The organism is Bradyrhizobium sp. HKCCYLS3077, assembly GCF_051167555.1.
In the GTDB taxonomy this organism is placed as follows: Bacteria; Pseudomonadota; Alphaproteobacteria; order Rhizobiales; family Xanthobacteraceae; genus Bradyrhizobium.
This window is the reverse complement of the sequence record NZ_JBNPTH010000002.1, coordinates 1,226,194-1,243,848: the sequence shown is the minus strand read 5'-3', so window position 1 is coordinate 1,243,848 and position 17,655 is coordinate 1,226,194. Positions and strand designations below refer to the sequence as shown.

The 17,655-nt window shown below is 65.6% G+C and carries 18 protein-coding genes; 3 read left to right on the top strand and 15 right to left on the bottom strand.

Annotated features, from left to right (window positions below):
• The coding region (locus ACQR0Z_RS11870) for a hypothetical protein (protein ID WP_434918704.1) at positions 1-287 on the top strand (287 nt) is incomplete at its 5' end.
• A gap of 337 nt (positions 288-624) precedes the next feature.
• Here the strand turns inward: ACQR0Z_RS11870 and ACQR0Z_RS11865 are convergent.
• The 10 genes from ACQR0Z_RS11865 to ACQR0Z_RS11820 form a co-directional block, all read right to left on the bottom strand.
• Complete coding sequence (locus ACQR0Z_RS11865; protein WP_434918703.1) at positions 625-2,364, bottom strand: nitrilase-related carbon-nitrogen hydrolase; 1,740 nt, start codon at positions 2,362-2,364, stop codon at positions 625-627.
• 11 nt (positions 2,365-2,375) lie between these two features.
• On the bottom strand, positions 2,376-3,365 hold the full coding sequence (locus ACQR0Z_RS11860; protein WP_434918702.1) for an acetamidase/formamidase family protein: 990 nt from the start codon (positions 3,363-3,365) through the stop codon (positions 2,376-2,378).
• Positions 3,366-3,397: 32 nt separating this feature from the next.
• Entirely contained in the window at positions 3,398-4,114 is a 717-nt protein-coding gene (locus ACQR0Z_RS11855; protein ID WP_434918701.1) for an ABC transporter ATP-binding protein, read from the bottom strand.
• A complete protein-coding gene (locus tag ACQR0Z_RS11850) occupies positions 4,107-4,823 on the bottom strand; it encodes an ABC transporter ATP-binding protein (protein ID WP_434862385.1) in 717 nt (238 codons plus the stop codon). Before ACQR0Z_RS11850 ends, ACQR0Z_RS11855 begins: the two co-directional genes overlap by 8 nt.
• Positions 4,823-5,887 carry a branched-chain amino acid ABC transporter permease gene (locus tag ACQR0Z_RS11845; protein WP_434918700.1) on the bottom strand — a complete coding sequence of 355 codons (1,065 nt, stop codon included), beginning with the start codon at positions 5,885-5,887 and terminating at the stop codon, positions 4,823-4,825. The genes ACQR0Z_RS11850 and ACQR0Z_RS11845 overlap by 1 nt, the downstream gene beginning before the upstream one ends.
• An 11-nt stretch (positions 5,888-5,898) precedes the next feature.
• Positions 5,899-6,771 (bottom strand): ABC transporter permease subunit, encoded by an 873-nt coding sequence (locus tag ACQR0Z_RS11840; RefSeq protein WP_315720909.1) that lies wholly within the window; start codon positions 6,769-6,771, stop codon positions 5,899-5,901.
• A gap of 92 nt (positions 6,772-6,863) precedes the next feature.
• Complete coding sequence (locus tag ACQR0Z_RS11835) at positions 6,864-8,102, bottom strand: urea ABC transporter substrate-binding protein (RefSeq protein ID WP_434918699.1); 1,239 nt, start codon at positions 8,100-8,102, stop codon at positions 6,864-6,866.
• A gap of 9 nt (positions 8,103-8,111) precedes the next feature.
• Positions 8,112-8,777: an ANTAR domain-containing response regulator gene (locus ACQR0Z_RS11830; protein ID WP_434918698.1), complete on the bottom strand. Its 666-nt coding sequence runs from the start codon at positions 8,775-8,777 to the stop codon at positions 8,112-8,114.
• The gene (locus ACQR0Z_RS11825; RefSeq protein WP_434918697.1) at positions 8,774-9,934 is read right to left on the bottom strand and encodes a transporter substrate-binding domain-containing protein; all 1,161 of its coding nucleotides are present in this window, start codon (positions 9,932-9,934) and stop codon (positions 8,774-8,776) included. The genes ACQR0Z_RS11830 and ACQR0Z_RS11825 overlap by 4 nt, the downstream gene beginning before the upstream one ends.
• A 296-nt stretch (positions 9,935-10,230) precedes the next feature.
• The gene (locus tag ACQR0Z_RS11820) at positions 10,231-10,461 is read right to left on the bottom strand and encodes a hypothetical protein (protein WP_434878252.1); all 231 of its coding nucleotides are present in this window, start codon (positions 10,459-10,461) and stop codon (positions 10,231-10,233) included.
• A 250-nt stretch (positions 10,462-10,711) separates the two neighbouring features.
• Here ACQR0Z_RS11820 and ACQR0Z_RS11815 point away from each other — a divergent pair, with 250 nt between their 5' ends.
• Entirely contained in the window at positions 10,712-11,131 is a 420-nt protein-coding gene (locus ACQR0Z_RS11815) for an NUDIX hydrolase (RefSeq protein WP_434918696.1), read from the top strand.
• 19 nt (positions 11,132-11,150) lie between these two features.
• Here the strand turns inward: ACQR0Z_RS11815 and ACQR0Z_RS11810 are convergent, their stop codons facing one another.
• Positions 11,151-11,360, bottom strand: a complete 210-nt coding sequence (locus ACQR0Z_RS11810; protein WP_434862392.1) for a PRC-barrel domain containing protein — start codon at positions 11,358-11,360, stop codon at positions 11,151-11,153.
• A 134-nt stretch (positions 11,361-11,494) separates the two neighbouring features.
• Positions 11,495-13,159: a tannase/feruloyl esterase family alpha/beta hydrolase gene (locus tag ACQR0Z_RS11805; RefSeq protein ID WP_434918695.1), complete on the bottom strand. Its 1,665-nt coding sequence runs from the start codon at positions 13,157-13,159 to the stop codon at positions 11,495-11,497.
• A 186-nt stretch (positions 13,160-13,345) separates the two neighbouring features.
• On the opposite strand from ACQR0Z_RS11805, the gene ACQR0Z_RS11800 reads away from it, so the two are divergent.
• A complete protein-coding gene (locus ACQR0Z_RS11800) occupies positions 13,346-14,704 on the top strand; it encodes an LLM class flavin-dependent oxidoreductase (RefSeq protein ID WP_434918694.1) in 1,359 nt (452 codons plus the stop codon).
• 5 nt (positions 14,705-14,709) lie between these two features.
• Here the strand turns inward: ACQR0Z_RS11800 and ACQR0Z_RS11795 are convergent, their stop codons facing one another.
• The 3 genes from ACQR0Z_RS11795 to ACQR0Z_RS11785 form a co-directional block, all read right to left on the bottom strand.
• Positions 14,710-15,621 carry a MurR/RpiR family transcriptional regulator gene (locus ACQR0Z_RS11795; RefSeq protein WP_434918693.1) on the bottom strand — a complete coding sequence of 304 codons (912 nt, stop codon included), beginning with the start codon at positions 15,619-15,621 and terminating at the stop codon, positions 14,710-14,712.
• Between the two features lie 86 nt (positions 15,622-15,707).
• On the bottom strand, positions 15,708-16,349 hold the full coding sequence (locus tag ACQR0Z_RS11790; RefSeq protein WP_434918692.1) for an aromatic-ring-hydroxylating dioxygenase subunit beta: 642 nt from the start codon (positions 16,347-16,349) through the stop codon (positions 15,708-15,710).
• Positions 16,346-17,644: an aromatic ring-hydroxylating dioxygenase subunit alpha gene (locus tag ACQR0Z_RS11785; protein WP_434918691.1), complete on the bottom strand. Its 1,299-nt coding sequence runs from the start codon at positions 17,642-17,644 to the stop codon at positions 16,346-16,348. Before ACQR0Z_RS11785 ends, ACQR0Z_RS11790 begins: the two co-directional genes overlap by 4 nt.
• Positions 17,645-17,655 lie beyond the last annotated feature (11 nt).

Genomic DNA, 17,655 nt, shown 5'->3' with positions numbered 1-17,655 from the left:
AGCCAGGATCAAACTCTCAAGTTGAACTTGAAGCTTTGAACCGGCTGATCACAACGTTTGACGAGGTCCCACCAATCGATCCCGCGCTTCACAGCGCAAAGACCATGGTGTTACCTTTGAAACATTGTCCGCCGAAGTCTTCTCGTCCGATCCCAGAACCAAAAGCCGAAGCCCTCAATCCCGAGACCCGCAAGGACTCCGCCGTCCACGTTTCTCTTTCTTCATCTTCACTTGTCAAACAGCCCGCACTTGTTAGTTCGCGAACTCAGTCGCTCCGAACTAATTAGTGCACCTTCTTCGGTCTCTTTCGCCGTCGAAGTCTCCGTTGCCGGGGCGCTTCAAATAGCTGATTTTTCGAGACCGTCAAGAGCTTTTCTGAAGAAAAACTCAAGAGCCAGTCGGAAGAAGAAACATCAAGGAAAACAACGTTGGTCCCGGAAGTTCGGGGGCCTCAGTCATCAGTGATGTCCGGCTGGCGTGGTGGTGAGATAGTGCGATGCCGCATCCCGTGCAAGAACTTTTTGCGACGGCTGTGAAGAAATGTGGACAGCGTCGTCGCACCCCGCTTTGCGCGCCGTCACATGCCGCATCCGTTCCATTTTGGAACGGATGGCGCGCGCAAGCTCAGAAATTGCTCGCCGTCGATTGCACCAGCGCACGATACGAGTGCGGCATGCGCATGCAGACGAGATCTTTCCGCCGGACGACGTTGGTCGGATAGACGCTGTCGAGATTGCTGGTGTCGATCTCGAGCGTCGCAATGCCCTCCCCGCGCTCGACCATCGCCTCGCGGCGCGGAAACGCAAACGTATCCGGACCGAACACGCCGCTGAGCCCGCGATACTCATTCGCGGCGTTGCACACATTCGCGAATGCGAAGTAGGCGTTGTTCTCGCCACCGCGAACACGGAAGTGATGCCAATGATGCGCGTCGGCCCCGGTCGGGATCGGCGCCGGCTGCATCACCTCGGTCCCTGCATGCGCCGCACTGAAAGTCCCCTTCACCGCCGAAGGACACACGATCAGATCGCAGCCGCGCAAGGCGAGCACCCGGCCCGCTTCCGGAAACGCCGCGTCATGGCCGATCAGGATGCCGATCCGCCCCATCGGCGTATCGACGACCGCCCATTCGTCTCCCGCCGTGGCCCAGCTGCGCTCGGCCGTCGTGAGATGCGTCTTGCGGTAGGTGGTGATTTTACCGTCTGGGGTGACCAGGACGGCTGAATTATAGATGGTGTTCTCGTCTCGTTCTGCAAGACCGCAGACCAGCGTGAGCCCCTGCTCCGCGGCGATCCCGGTCAGCGTCCCCGTGACACGGCCCGGGATCGGTTCGGCGGTTTCGGCCGGATTGGTCAGCCCTGTAGCTGCAAGTTCCGGGAAGACCACCAGTTCGGCGCCCTCCCCCTTCGCCACAGCCGCGAGCTCGGCGATGCGGGCGAGATTGGCCGCGACGTCGGAGCTCGGCGCGAACTGCGCCACACTGACGCGCGAGCGCTTGCCCAGCGGCCACGGCTGATGGCCGTAGAGGCCGAAAAAATCGCGCGGGTTCCAGCTGTAGGTATTGGTGAGCAGTTCGGGATACAGCTCCGGCCGGCGCTGCGCGAAAACCGGCTCGCCGAGCACCTTGCGTGCCCGTGCCCATGCGAGATCGATATCGGCGAAGGCAACGCCGTCGCCCTTGTCGATCACAGCCGGCAGGCTGCCATCGGGCGCGATGACGCAGCTGCCGCCGGAGAACTGCACGGTGCGCTCCAGCCCCCAGCGGTTGCTCTCGATGACGTAGCAGGAATTCTCGAAAGCGCGGCTGATCCAATATGGCGCCGGCGTGCGCTCTGCCAGCCAGTTCGAGATGTGGCAGATGACGTCGGCGCCGCCGAGCGCCATCAGCCGCGCCGTCTCGACGAAATGGATGTCCATGCAGATCAGGAGCGCGATGCGACCGATCGGCGTCTCGAACACCTGGTTGTGCAGGTCGCCGGCGGCAGCCCATTTCGGCTCGGAGATGTAGGGGTGCGTCTTGCGGTGCCGGCCGATCACGCCGTCGGGGCCGATCAGCACCGCGCTGTTGTAGTAGATGTCGTCGTCATCGACCTCCGGCATGCCGATGACGATGTAGCAATCATGCCGTCTGGCCAGCGCCGCGAAGCGGTGCGTGGTCGAACCCGGCACCTTTTCGACATAAGGCGCCACTTCCGCGCGGTCGTACCAGCAATAGCCTGTCGTTCCCATCTCGGGCGTCACGATCAGCTTCGCGCCGGAGGACGCCGCCTGCTCGCACAACGCGAGCAGGCCTTCGATGTTGCGCTCCTTCTCGGCGAGGACAGGCTCGAACTGGACGGTGGCGACCTTGTATGTCAGCGACATCGTCTGCGGCCTCAGACCAGGAAGTGCTTCTTGATGGACGCGCCGAGCGTGTATTTTGGATCGACCATGTTGCCGAGCCGGACGCGCCCGGCCTGCGTCAGCAGCATGTAGGCGTCGATCTCGTCGAAACCGTAATCGGCGGCCATCCAGCGGCACAGCTCGCGATAGGCGATACGCGCCGCGTCCTCCATCGGCCGGGCCGAGCCGATGGTCATGATGAAGTCCTTGGTCTCCAGCCGCGGCCAGGCGATGCTCCAGTTCTTGATCAGGTCGACCTGCACCGTCGTCACGGTCGGATGCTCGATCGCGACGCCGCACAATTCGCCGTCGCCCTGCGCAGCGTGGCAATCGCCGAGATAGAGCAGCGCGCCCTTGGTATTCACCGGCAAATAGATGATCGCACCGGTGCCGACATCCGGCAGATCCATGTTGCCGCCGTAATAGTCCGGCACGAGCGAGGAGATCGCCTCGATCTCCGGCGAGGTGCCGATGGTGCCGATGAACGGCTCATAGGGCAGCGTGATCTTGTCGTTCCAGACCGTGCCCTTCTCGGCCGTGATCTCCAACTTCTTCACGCGCTCGGGCAGCGCCGGGTTGAGCAACGCGGTATTCCCCGTTCCGACCAGCCCGCCGAACTCCGGCATGATCACGGTTGTGCCGCGCGGCTGCGGCCCGCGCGGGACGATGCTCTCGATGTACACGGCAAGCGTGTCGCCCTTCTCGGCACCATTGACGTAGATCGGTCCGTTCTGCGGGTTGAGGAACGGGAAATTCAGGATCTTCGACGGGCTGTCGGTCTCATGCTTGATCGCCCCCTCGAACGCGTCATGCGTTTCGGCCGAGACCACGGCGCCGGGGTCGATGATCAGCACCGGATCGACATAGGGGCCGTAGACGTAGTGATACTTGCCCTGGTCCTGTTCGGTGATGAGATGGTGCGCGCCGCGCTCGCCCTTGGCCACGCCCTTGCGGGCCATGATCGATTCCGACTGCCAGGCCATGCTCGTTCTCCTTGTGCTCGTTTCAAGTTTCTTCAGACTGCGAGGTGGCGGCGCATCTCGGCGGCGTCGTCGAGCGCCTCGCGCGCGAGGCTCGCTGTGATGCGGCCCTTGTCCATGACGTAGGCGCGCTGCGCCATGGCGCGGATCATGTCGAGATTCTGCTCGACGAGGATGATGGTGACGCCGGTCCGGTGATTGAGCTCGACCATGTTGCGGGCAATGTCCTGGACGATGTTGGGCTGGATGCCTTCCGACGGCTCGTCGAGCAGGATGAGATTGGGATCGGCGATCAGCACGCGGCCGATCGCGAGCTGCTGCTGCTGGCCGCCGGACATCGTGCCGGCGCGCTGGCTCCAGCGCTCCTGCAGGATCGGAAACGCGCCGATCACGCGCTGCTTCCCTTCCTTCGGAATGCCGCCGCCCTTGATCGCAGCGCCGACCGCGATGTTCTCGCCGACGGTCAGCCGCGGAAACACGTCGCGGCCCTGCGGCACGTAGCCCATGCCGAGCCGCGCGCGCTTGTGCGCAGGCAGATGCTCGACGGCCTCGCCGCGATAGACGATCGAGCCGCTCATCGCCGGCACCAGCCCGATCAGGCTCTTCATCAGGGTCGACTTGCCGACGCCGTTGCGGCCGATCACGGCGACGATCTCGCCCTCGCGAACCTCGATCTCCAGACCCTGCAGCACCGGCTTGCCGCCATAGCCGGCGCGCAGCCCGACGGTGGTGAGGATGACTTCCTTACGCATGCGCCTGCCCCAGATAGATCGCCGCGACGCGCTCGTCGGCCACGATCTCGTCGATCGAGCCTTGCGCGAACACCTGGCCGAGATGCAGCACGGTGACGCGCTGCGCGACCTGGCGCACGAACGCCATGTCGTGCTCGATGGCGAGCACGGTCATGCCGGCCGCGTTCAGCCGCCGCACCATCTCGCCGGTCATGTGCGTCTCCTCCGGCGACATGCCGGCGGTCGGCTCGTCGAGCAGCAGGAGCCGCGGCTTCAGCGCGATCGCCATGCCGATCTCCAGCCACTGCTTCTGGCCGTGGCTGAGATTGCCGGCGAGCTGCGCCTGCTCGGCTTCGAGGTTGAGGAAGGCGAGCAGCCGGTCGATCTCCTTGGTCAGAGGCGCACCATGCAGCCGGCTTTGCAGCGCGATCTCCAGGTTCTGTCGGACCGAGAGACCCTTGAACACGCCCGGCACCTGGAACTTGACCGAGAGACCGCGGCGGATGCGGGCGAAGGATTTCAGCGCGGTGATGTCTTCGCCGGCGAAATAAATCTGGCCGCTGCCGGGATGATGCTCGCCGAGGATCAGCCGGAACAAGGTGCTCTTGCCGGCGCCGTTCGGCCCGATCAGGCAGTGGATCTCGCCCTGCTCCAGCACGAGATTGACGGAATTCGTCACGTGCAGGCCGCCGAAATGCTTGTTGACATCGCGCAGTTGCAAGAGCGCCATTACGCGGCCTCCTGCCTACGCCGGGTGACGAGCTTCGTGATCCAGTTGATCACCCCGAGCACGAGGCCATTGGGTGCGATCAGCACGGTGAGCACCAGCAGCACGCCCATGAACACCAGCGCATATTGGCTGCCGTAGATCGTCAGCGCCTGGAAGCCGGACAGCACGACCAGCGTGCCGATCACGGTCGCGGTGAGATCGCTGCGGCCGCCGACGGCGACCCAGATCAGCGGCAGCGAGGCCGCCGTCATGCCCATGCTGGAGGGCGTGATGTACTGGCCCCACACCGTGTAGAGCACGCCGGAGAGGCCGGCGAGCGCGGCACCGATGACGAAGGTGATCAGCTGATATTTGCGGATGTCGTAGCCCAGCATTTCCGCGCGCTCGGGATTTTCCCTGATAGCGACGATGACGTTGCCGAACGAGGAGTTCATCAGGATGCGCAAGCCGAGATAGACCAGGACGAGCATGCCGAGCACGACGTAATAGAGCCCGACATCGGCGAACAGCACGATCGGGCCGCCGAACCAGGGAATCGTCAGCGGCGGCATCGCGCTCATGCCGTTGAAGCCGTTCAGCCGGGCGGCCCCGATGCGCCATTCGGGGCCGGCCGTCTGCGCCATGAAGCGTTCGAGCATCAAGGTCACGGCCAAGGTGACGATGCCGAGGAAGACGCCGGCGATGCGGCCGAAGAACATGAAATAGCCGAGCAGCGCGGCCACCAGCGCCGCCATGCCGATGGCCAGCAGCAGCGCGATCCAGGTGAAGCCGTAGGACGCGCCGAAATTGATGGTGAGGATGCCGTAGCCATAGCCGGCGATGCCGAAGAACGCGGTCTGGCCGAACGACAGCGAGCCTCCATAGCCCCAGATCAGGCTGAGGCTGAGCGCGATGAACACCCAGACGAAGAAGTACACGGTGTTGCCGACCGTATAGCCGTCGCTGAACAACGGGTACGCCATCGCGCCGGCGAGCACGAGCGCGAACAGCGCCCAGAACGCAGGCCCGCGGCCGAGCGTCTGCGGTCCTTCGAGACGGCGGAACAAGGACAAGAAACCGGTCATCGCGGCGCTCCTCAGGTCCGCTCGCGCAGCACGAAGCCGGAGATGCCCTTCGGCAGCACCCGGACGACGATGATGACGGCGATCAGGAGGCCGATCTGGCCGAACAGCTGGCCCTGCCACGAGGTCATGCCGGACTTCACGATGGCGAGGATGCCGCCGGCCGGCGCGGTGCCGAGGAAGACGTCGGCACCGCCGATCACGACCGTGACGAATGCCTCCATGATGAAGGTCGCGCCCATGGTCGGCACCAGGGTCATGGTCGGCGCGTAGAGCCCGCCAGCAAGGCCGGCGAGCCCTGCCCCGCAGGCGAAGGTCAGGCTGTAGATCAGCCTGGTGTCGACGCCGAGCGCGGCCGCCATATGCGGCACCTGGATGGTGGCGCGCGCGAGCACGCCGAACCGTGTCCAGTTGAACAAGGCATAGAGCGCGCCGAGCACCGCGAGCGCGGCGACGAACAACACAATGCGGTAGATCGAATAGGAATAGGCGCCGACCTGAAAACTGCCGAATGGCGTGCCGACACCGGCCATGGTCGAGCCGACCAGGATCAGGGTGCCCTGCGTCGCGATCAGGCTGAGTCCCCAGGTGGCGACGATGGTGTCGAGCGGCCGCTCATAGAGATGGCGGATCACCAGCAGTTCGACGAGGACGCCGACGAAGGCCGAGGCCAAGGTGCCGCAGAGAATGCCGAGCGGCAGCGGCAGGCCGGCATGCACGGTCGCCGCCGTGACATAGGCGCCGCACATGATGAACTCGCCATGAGCGAGATTGATCACGCCCATCATGCCGAAGATGACCGCGAGCCCGCAGGCCGAGAGCACCAGGAAGGCGAACGCGTCGCCGAACTGGTAGAGCGCAGAGAATGCCAGGGTTGCGATGTCCATGTCTTCGATCGATGTGGGGTTCGGATGCGTGAGGGGATGAAACAACGGGCCGCTCCGGCGTGAGGGGACGCCGGAGCGGCCGCGGCCGCCGATCAGGGCTTCGGCGGCGGATTCGACGGCGTGTACTGCGCCATCGGATCCTTCTTGGTCAGGTCACAGCCGGCCTCGCCGAGCCAATACGGCTTGATGTCCTCCCAGACCTTCGGAAACGAGATCGAGTGGTCGGCGCCGACCTTGGCGAGGTAGATGGTGTGCGACATGTGCTGGCTCTTGGGGTCGATGCAGACCTTGCCTTCCGGCGCGTCCATGCAGACGTCGCCCATCGCGATCACCTTGCGGATCTCGTCGCGGTTGGTCGACTTCGCCCGCTCCACCATCTGCTTGTAGAGATAGAGCGCGAGATAGGAGTTCTCGGCCTCCTGGTTCACATAGGGCTCGTTGGGGAACTTGGCCTTGAACTTGGCCAGGAACTCCTTGCTCTTCGGCGTATCGATTTCCTCGATGTAGTTGGTGGTGACGTACATATCCTTCAGGCTCGGCGGCTTGAAGCGCTTGTGCTCGTAGCCCTGGCCGACGTTGACGGACGAGGCCATCGGCAGGTTGACGTTGGCGGACGCCGCCTGCTCGTAGTAGGAGGCCTGCGCGGTGCCGACCAGCAGGGTCACGACGAAGTCGGGCTTGGCCTTCTGGATGTTCTGGATGCTCTGCGAGAACTGCGACACGCCGAGCGGGATGAACTCCTCGCCGGCCATCTCGCCGCCGTTCTCCTTGACGATCTTGCGCACCCATTCGGCCGAGATCTGGCCGAAATTGTAGTCGGCGGCCAAGGTGTAGACCTTCTTGCCGTAGGTCTGCATCATGTACGGGATCAGCGTCGAGAACTGCTGCTCCGGCACGGCGCCCGTCACCACCATGTGGCCGTCGCAGACGCCGCCTTCATACTGGTTGTTGTAGAAGGCGAAGCCGTTGAACTGGTCGACGATCGGCCGGTAGGCCTCGCGCGAGGCCGAGGAGAAGCCGGCGAACACGACGTCGACCTTGTCCCGCTGCAGCACGCGGCGCATGAACTCCTGGTAGCGGGTGTTGTCCGACTGGGTGTCGTAGGTCACGAGCTCCAGCGGACGGCCCATGATGCCGCCGGCCTTGTTGATCTCCTCGGCCGCGAGCTGGATAGCGTGGACCTTGCCGATGGTCGCGGCGGCGAAATCGCCGGACTGGTCCTCCAGCACGCCGAGCTTGATCGGCGCCTCGGCGGCATATGCGCCTGCCGCGAAGACAAGCGTCCCCGTGAGGGCTGCGGCACGCAGCCCCCGCATTCCAGATCTGGTCATGTGATGCTCCTACATCGCTTGCTTGTTGCCGCCTTGCAGCGTGATGCTGCTCGGGCGTTCCGGCGTATCGGGCGGCATCGCCCGTCTCTTCAGGAACTCCTCGCAATAGAGCTCCAGACTTTGCCGCGCCCGCATGCTGTCGCGGCGAAGCGCGGAATAGGCATCGTCGTCGTTGAGGCCGGTGTCCTGCATCAGAGACACGACGGCGCGGATCACGGCGCGGCGGCCGCGGCGGCGGCTCTCCAGGTCCTGCAGCTTCTCGTACATGTCGGTGCGCAGCAGGAACTGGTTGATGCCGAGAAACAACGCGGTGTAAACGGCGCCGCCGTGCACCGGCTTGCGCAGGAACGAGGTGGCGCCGAGATTGACCAGAGCCTTGAGCCGGCTCGGCGCCTCCACGCCGACGAGGCCGATCACCGGCACCGGCGGCAGCTTCGAGGCGGGATTGACCTCGAGCGCCACAGCACCTTCGAGGTCGCCGTCAATGAACAGAATGTCGCGCTCGGGCAGCAGCGCGCTGACGTCGAGCTGCGCGCGGCCCTCGACGATTTCGGGATATTCGCAGGCAACGCCCAGCTTGGCGAGCGTCGACTCCAGAGTGGTTTCCCACCCTGCCCGCCGCGTGATCACCAGCGCGCGGCCACCCTTGAAGTTCTGCAGCAAGCGGAAGGTCATGACTTCACCATTCGGAGCAGCGGTGGACGCATGGAAGTCGCAAAGCGCGGCGACGACTGCACGAGATACGGATCGGGCACGATCGGCTGGCGCGCTTCCAGCAGCAATTCGAACTGGCCGCCGGCCGAGGAGCGGCCGATCCGCGGCGTGAGCCAGGCGTGATAGGTCTGCGGATCGATCCGCACCTCGCCCTGCGGCGCCAGCAGGCGCTGATTGGCGACGGCGCAGCGCACCAGGCGCGACTCGTCGCTGCCGGCCTGCGCCAACGTCGCGGCGAGCAGCTTGACGGCGATGTAGGAGGCTTCGGCGTCGGCCGAGACCACCGGACCATCGGGAAACGCGGCGGTATAGGCCTGCATGAAGGCGGCATTCTCCGGCGAGCTCAGCGAGGAGAAATACACGCTCGACGACAGATGGCCGTCGACCGCCTCGGCGCCGATCTCCTGCAGCTCCGGCTCGGACAAGGTACAGCTCGCAACCGGAATCTCGTTCGGCTGATCGATGCCGGCGGAGCGGCAGGCGGCGCGGAAAGCGCGGAAGAAGGCGTAGGCACTGGTGCCGATCAGGTTGTTGAAGACGACATCGGGACGCTGCTCCAGGATTGCCGCGATCACCTGGTCGAACTCGGTGTCGCCGACCGTGAGATAGCGCTCGGCCAGCACCGTGCCGCCCCGCGCGGTCAGCGCCTCGCGGAAGATCCGGTTGTTCTCCCACGCCCAGATGTAGTTCGAGCCGACGCAGAAGGCGCGCGTGCCGACGCGCGAGGCAAGATACTCGACCAGCGGCAGCACGTGCTGGTTTGGCGCCGCACCCGTGTAGATGACGTTGTCCGAGCTTTCGAACCCCTCGTAGTGCGAGGGATACCAGAGCAGGCCGTCGAACTTCTCGAAGCAGGGAATCACCTCCTTGCGGCTCGAGGAGGTGTAGCAGCCGACCACCTGGCGGATGCCGGAGCTCAACAGCTCCCGCGCCAGCACCCGATATTGCGCGAGGTCGCCGGACGGGTTCACCACGACCGGCTCCAGCGTGATCGGCCCATCGGCGGCGTTGACCTCGGCGAGCGCGAGCTGGGCGCCGTTGAGCATCGAGCGCGCGACGACGCTGTACGAGCCCGTCGTCGAGAACATCACCCCGATGCGAAACGTCGTCCGTGTCATCCCGCGTCCCAAAAACAAAAAAGCGCCCGTCGGCTGTCAAGCCGAGGGCGCCCTCGCCACCAACCAAACACGCTTGAAACAGCGCGGCGTTGGAAATGGTTTGATCGTGCTCGCGTCCAAAGGGCCGCTGTGCCCAACGCGTGGACGTTACGGTCTCTTAGAACACCTCACCTGTCAAGCGCGTTGTAGCAGCGATGCCTGCATCAAAACGTGCTCTTGTGCAGCAAATTGATGCAGGTGCGACATTGTCGACCGGCGATGCCGCAAGCCGAAGGCGACGACGGCGTCGCGCGTCGTCAGCTCCTCCGCGTCGGACTACTCCGCGCCGGCGCGGTGAGGAAGCGATCGAGCTCCACGATCGCCTCCGCCTCGCGCGCGCGGCGCAACTGCCTCGCCTGCTCGATGCCAGGCGGCAGTCGCTTGGCGAGATCACGCGCCTCGCGCGCCGTCTGCATCAGCCGCTCGCCAAGCGACATCGTCTGCTTGACGCGCCGCCGCCGTTTCTTCTCAACCTCTACGTCATCCATGCGATCCGGACCCGGTTCAAGTTCGACGTGTGCGCAACCCTAGATGATCACGCCTTCACCGCACCCACATAGGTGAATCCGAAATGGCTTGATGCTGGGCTGCAGGACAGCTTTCCGCTACACGACATCCCGAAGGTTAGTCGCAATGCAGCGACCGCCACGTATCAAATGATCTGGATGGCGCCGGCTGCGCGGACAAAGGAACCAAGGTCGGCCGCAGCGGTTCAAAACCGGAATGAAAGGGGGTCCCATGAAGCAGAAGCAATTCGCCGCCCTGCCCTTTCGGATCAAAGCCGCGGAACTTCGCATTCTCCTGATCACAACCCGCCGCAAGCGGCGCTGGTCAGTGCCGAAGGGGTCGCCGATGCTGCGCAAGCGCGCGCACCGGGTGGCGGCGATCGAGGCCTATGAGGAGGCCGGCCTGCGCGGCAAGATCAGCCGCCATGCGCTCGGCCGTTTCAAGCACAGCAAGCGCAAGGGCAAGCGCAAGATCCAGTGCGAAGTGGCGCTGTTTCCGCTCGAAGTCACCAAGCAGCATCGGCGATTGCCCGAGCGCGGCGAGCGCAAGCTGCTGTGGCTGCCGGCGCCCGAGGCTGCGCGGCTCGTGCATCGGAGCAAGCTGCGGCAACTGATCGAAAGCTTCGCCGTCGCGCATGCGAGACGGCGCTGACGCCTCCGCCCTGCTCCGCTCAATCCTGCGCAAACCTGATCGTCGACACCGGCCAGCGCCCGTCATGGCCGCTGATCGAGATGCGCAGACCATGCAGCTCGTCGAGATGGACCTGCTCCACGGTTCCGGCCTTGCCGTCGCTCAACGCCACGCACTTCCCGATCAGCTCGGTCTGAGCATGCTCGAACTCGTACAGGATGGTGAAGGCGCGAGTTTTGACGGCAACCATGAGGACACGAGTGCGGGCCGATGGGACGCCGCGAAGGCGGGCCGGCGCTGGCCGGGAGATCGGGGCTCGCGCACGGCACGTCAACCACCCATCAAGCGATCGTGCACGCCATGCGGACGACTTGCACGATCCGTTCAGCGGCACTCGAAATTGGCGGCGTCCTCGAGGCTGCCGCTGCCCTTGTAGGTCACAACCTTCGGAAACGCGCAGAGATCACGTGTACGCCCCGGCCATGGCACGTCCGGCGCACGCCGCGCCGTCGCGCGGATCGCCTCCGGTGCGGCCGCCTTGCCTTCCACCCATTGATCGAGCGCGCTCAACAGATCGAACTGGTCGGTTGCGGGTCCGCCGCCGCAATGGTTCATGCCGGGAACCAGGAACAGCCGCGCGAAGCCGTCGGCGTCGGCGTATTTCGTCTTGAGCTGGTCGACATAGTCGATCGTATCGAGCGCCGAGAAGATCGGATCGGCGACGCCGTGATAGAACAGCATCTTGCCGCCCTTCGACTTGAAGGCGTCGAGATCGGTCGAGGTCGCCGCCTCATATTCCATGCCGGCGTCGAAGCCATCCGCGCCCTTCATCACCTTCGGCGTGTCGCGGTCGAGATCGAAATTGCGCACCCAGGAGACGAGATCGTCGGGCGTTTGCGGCGGACTCATGAAGTCATAGGCGACGCCGCCGGGAATGAGCGTGAGATTGCGTGCGTTCGGCGGGCTGGCCTTGGGCGTCCCGAGCTTCCAGGCCCGCCAGCCGGGCGCGGCGAGGCCGGGATCGTAGGGCCAGCGCGCATAGATCAACCCGCCCATGGCGTTGCGGCTGCCGTCGAACATCAGCTTGACGGCCTTCAGCTTGGGCGGCGACAGGCACTGCGCGTTCTGCCCGTCCTTGCAGGCCAGCACCGCCGCATCGAAGCGGCAGGCCATGACGTCCTGCACCATGCCGTCCTTGGCGCCGTCGGCGCCATCGCACGCCTCGGTCACGCCATCGGCGACCAGCTTCAGATCCTCGTCGGTGAGCGCGCTGCCGACATCGGCCTTGCCGTCATGACCGGGGGGCGCGATCGCCAACAATGCCTGCTCCTGCGCGATCACGTCGATGCCGGCCAGCGGCACGCGGTAGGCGGGCGCGCCGGCGATGACGCCGTCGAACAGCTCTGGAAAGCGCTGCGTCACCGCCATCGCCTGCCGTCCGCCATTGGAGCAGCCGGCGAAGTAGGAGCGGCGCGGCGCGTTGCCGTAGAGCTTCTCGCTCGCCGCCCTGGCGGCGGCCGCCACCGGCGGAATCGAGCTGTAGCCCTTGTCGCGCCGCGCCTGCGGATCGAGGCCGAACAGATACGGTCCGAGCGGACCGGGCTCCTCGAGATGGCCGGCGTCCGTCGAGGCCGCGACATAGCCGTTGGAGAGCGCGTTCGGCGGCGTGGTGCCGGTCAACAGGCCGAGCGCCGGCCGCAGCACGCCGTCGACGCCGCCCCCGCCCTGGAAGACGAACTTGCCATTCCACGTCGCGGGCAATCGCAGCTCGTAGCCAACAGCGTAGGGCTTGCCATCGATCCCGGTGCGCTCGTTGATCTTGCCGCGGATCAGGCAATGATCCGGCGCCGGGCTGGTGACCCCCGCAGGGGCCGGCGGCGCCAGTTGGACGCCGCCGGCCGCGACGAACTCCGCCGTCACGATGCGGCCGCTGCCGGAAAAGCCCTGCGCCAGCGCCGCGCAGCTCGCCTTGAAATCCTCGGCATGGGCGCATGACATTGCTGACCCCGTCAGCAAGACCGCGGCCAGCGCCGCCATCCGGATCTGCATCAGTCTCGTCCTCTCCCCACATCCGGGCCTTCGCCCGTCGCGCGCCATCATTGCTTCGCAGCGCGCTTGATCACATCGCGACCATAGCCCAGCCTGCGCGCGCCGCAAGCGGCCGTGCGCTCACGCGCAATTGAAAACATCGGCCGAAGCGTGCCATCTGTCGGCACCACACGATCGAGGGACATCATGGCTGCGGACATCCGGTTGAATGCGTTTGCGATGAACTGCGTCGGGCACCAGTCGCCCGGCCTGTGGCGGCATCCGCATGACCGCTCCTCCGATTACAACCGCCTGCCCTATTGGATCGACCTCGCCAAGACCTTGGAGCGCGGCCGCTTCGACGGCCTGTTTCTCGCCGATGTGCTCGGCGTCTACGACGTCTATGGCGGCAATCCGGACGCCGCGCTGCGCCACGCCATCCAGGTGCCGGTCAACGACCCCATGATGCTGATCTCGGCGATGGCCGCCGTGACGGAGCATCTCGGCTTCGGCGTCACCTGCACTTTGTCCTACGAGCCGCCCTACCCGTTCGCGCGGCGGATGTCGACGCTCGATCATCTCACCGAGGGCCGCATCGGCTGGAACATCGTCACCGGCTACCTCGACAGCGCCGCGCGCGGCATGGGCAAGCAGCGCCAGACCGGCCACGATGATCGCTACGACATCGCCGACGAATACATGGAGGTGGTCTACAAGCTGTGGGAAGGCAGCTGGGAAGACGATGCCGTGAAGCGCGATCGTGCCAGCGGCATCTTCACCGATCCGGCGAAAGTCCACCGCGTCAGCCATCAGGGCGAGAACTACCAGCTCGACAGCATCCATCTGTCCGAGCCGTCGCCGCAACGGACGCCGGTGCTGTACCAGGCCGGCACCTCGCCACGCGGCCGCGTGTTCGCGGGCCGCCACGCCGAATGCGTGTTCATGTCGGGCCCATCGGCCAAGATCATCGCGCCGCGCGTCGCGGCGATCCGCCAGGCCGCGGTCGAGGCCGGCCGCGCGGCGGGCGACATCGTGATCTTCAGCATCGCGACCGTCGTGCTCGGCGAGACCGATGCGGAGGCCGAGGCCAAGTTCGCCGACTATCGCCGCTACATCGACCACGAGGCGTCGCTGACCTTGATGTCGGGCTGGACCGGCGTCGACTTCTCGACCTACGAGCTCGACCAGCAGGTCCGCCACGTCCTCAACGACGCCGGCCGCAGCGCGATGGACAACGTCACCCGCGCCGATCCAGACCGGGTCTGGACCGTGCGCGAGGTCGCCGAGCATATCGGCATCGGCGGCATCGGGCCGGTGTTCGTGGGCTCGCCGGGGAAGGTTGCAGACCTCATCGAGAGCTGGGTCGAGCAGACCGGCGTCGACGGCCTCAACCTCGCCTTCGCGCTGTCGCCGGAGAGCTTTGCCGATGTCGCCGACATGCTGGTGCCGGAATTGACCAGGCGCGGCCGCTACAAGAAGGCGTATCAGCCGGGCACCTTGCGCGAGAAGATGTTCGGGCGCGCACGGCTGGCGGCGCCACATCCGGCGGCGGGCTACCGGCCATAAGGCCGCTACTTCTCACGCAGCCCTTTCTGGATCGGCGTCATGCCCGGCGAGCCCTGCTCGTCGGCCTGCTGGAGCGCCAGGAATTCGCCGAGCCGCTTGCGCGCGGGAGAGCCGAGGGACCGCGCGACCTCGGAGATCAGGAGCTCAGTGAGCGCAAAGCCGCCGGCCATCGAATCGAACGGCTCGAGCCCCCTGGTGCTGCTGGTCAGCAAGGTCGTCGCATGCGAGGCGAGCGGCGACAGATATTGATCGGTCACCAGGATCAGATGCGCGCGGCGCTTGGCCGCCTCAAGGCCCCAATCGAGCGTGCTCTGCTGGTAGTGGCGGAAATCGAACAGCACCACGACAGTCTTCGGCCTGAGATCGACCAGGGCGGAGATGCGCTCCGTCCCATCGGAGGCGATGTGGACGACATCCTTGCGCAGCATCGAGAGATAGGTCGCAAGCTGCGTCGCCAGGATGGCGCTGATGCGGCCGCCCATCACCAGCACCGGCCGCGAGACGTCGGCGAGCGCCGTCACCGCCGCCTTCAGCTCCTTCGCATCGAGATGCGAGAAGGTCGAGCGGATGCAGTCGACATAGGCGGCCTGCGCGCGCGCCGCCGGCGTCTCTGCCGCCGGCTGCCGCTTCGCATCGGGATAGGCATCGACGGGCGAGAAGATGCGCTGGTGGATTTCGGCGCGCAAAGTTTCATGAAACGCGCCGTAGCCGTCGAAGCCGAGCTTGCCGACCAGCCGCAGCACCGTCGGCGCGCTAACCTCGGCGGCGGTCGCCAGCTGCACGATCGGCACCAGGCCTCCGGTCGGATAGTTCTCCAGGATCACCTTGGCGACCGCGAGCTCGGCCGGCGCCAGATGGTTGCGCACGACGCGGATGCGCTCCGCGACCGTGCCGTCGCTCGGGACCGGCGCGCTCACGACAGGCCGACCCGCGCTTCGAGGGGCATGGTGATCATCATCACCACGCAGCTAGCATGAAAAGCCGATCCGCAAAAGCGAGCGCCTTAGAGCAGGAAGGTCATGTTGTGCTGGCTTCTCGCGGCGTCGAGCAGCGCCACGAGCTTGCGGTCGATCTTGAGCCGGCCGTCCTCCTCCTTGAGCACGTGGCCCATCCAGCCTGTGAGGGTCTGCACGGTATGGCCGGCCCGCATCTCATGGACGATGAATTGCGAGCGGATCTTGACCTCGTCGCCCGCGGCGCTCGTAACCCGCACGAAGCCTGAATTGAGATGGCTGGTATAGGATGGTGGCAGTTGCGACGACGCCACGCCGGTGCGCAGCCAGACGATGCGGTCGCCCATCCGCCGGCGATCGTCGAACGCGATCGTCACCTGGCGCTGCGGATCGCCGCGCGCCGCATCCGGCATGTCACCGGCCGCGGGCACCCAGTACAGGCACTGCCGCGTGTACAGCTGATACCAGCGCTCGAAGGCGCGGCGGTCGAGCAGCCAGTGCTCGTGCAGGATCAGCGCCTCGTAGCGCTGCCGCTCGGCCTCGGTGAGCGGCGTGCCGATCGCCTGCCATTCGTCGAGATCGGCGCGCAGCCGCGCGTAATAGTCATCGTCGACATAGGTCGATTCCAGACTGTCGCGCAGAATATCCTTGAGCGTGAAGCCATCATCCATGTTGAGATCGAGCGGGGTCATGCTGCGGCCAATCGTGTCGTTGACGTCATCAGACGCTTCCACTCGCGCCAGAACGCGCGCAGCGGCAGATCGTCGGTCACGGGCCCGGTGAGCATGCCCTTCGGGCCGACATATTCCGTGCCGGTGCCGAGATGGCGGTTGGTCAGCACCCATTCCATCTCGGGGATCGAGAGGCCGGCCTGGCACTCCTCGAAATTGGCGAGATCGTCGGGTTCGCCGAAGCTCGGGAAATCCTCCTGCAGCCGCATGCGCAGCGCGTTGACCTCGTCCGGCAGATCCGGCGCCTCGAGCGCGGTCGCGTACCAGGTGAGATGGGTGAGATCGACCTTCTGCGGCTCGATCACCTGGATCTGGTTGCCGATGATCAGGAGGTTCGGGAAGATGTTGAGGTTCATGCCCGAGCCCATCACCACGTCGAGCGCGGCATCGGCCTTGGCGCCGAGCTTGGCGCGGATCGCCTGCTCGTAACGGCTTTCGCCCGGCATCGGCGCCGCCTGCTCCCAATAGCGTTTGATCTCGGCGCGCTGGTCGATGAAGGTGTGGCCGTTGCCGACATCGGCCACCGTCTGCAGGCCGTGATCGACATTGCCGATGGTCCACTGCATGTCGACGCCGGCGCCGTAGCGGTCCTTGCGCATGCGCAGCAGCGACATGTGCGAGAAGCCCGGGTGATAGCCGTCGGCGGAGTTGTCGTAGACCAGCTTCCAATTGCCGAGGCAGATCATGCGATGGGTGCCGCGCTGCAGCTTCAGGGTGGCGCCCGGCCAGCGGTCGAGCCATTCGTCGATCAGCTGCGCGGCAGGACCGAGATGATCAACGAGATCCGGCATCTCCGGATTGAGGGTCGCGAAGATGAAGCCGCGATAGCTCGCGACCCGCGCCTTGCCGAGGCCGAGCGCCGTCTTGTCGAACCCCTCGCCGTAACCCTCCTCGATCGGCACGCCGACCAGCGCGCCTGCGCTGTCGAACGACCAGTTGTGATACGGGCAGGTGAAGCGCCGCGCCGTGCCCTCGTCCTGGCGGCAGACGGTGGCGCCGCGATGGGTGCAGCGGTTGAGCAACACGTGCAGCGCGCCGTCGCGATCGCGGCTGACGATCACCGGCCGCAGGCCGAGCTTGCGGCGCACGAAGCTGTGCGGCGCCGGCAGCTCGCTCTCATGGGCGAGGTACGTCCAGGTCGCGCCGAACACGCGGTTCATCTCAGCGGCGAAGATCGCTTCGTCGGTATAGAGCGACCGATGCACGCGATGCTCCTGCACCAGCGCGTCGAGCGGCAGTTCAGCCGGATGGGTCATGGGATCTCCTC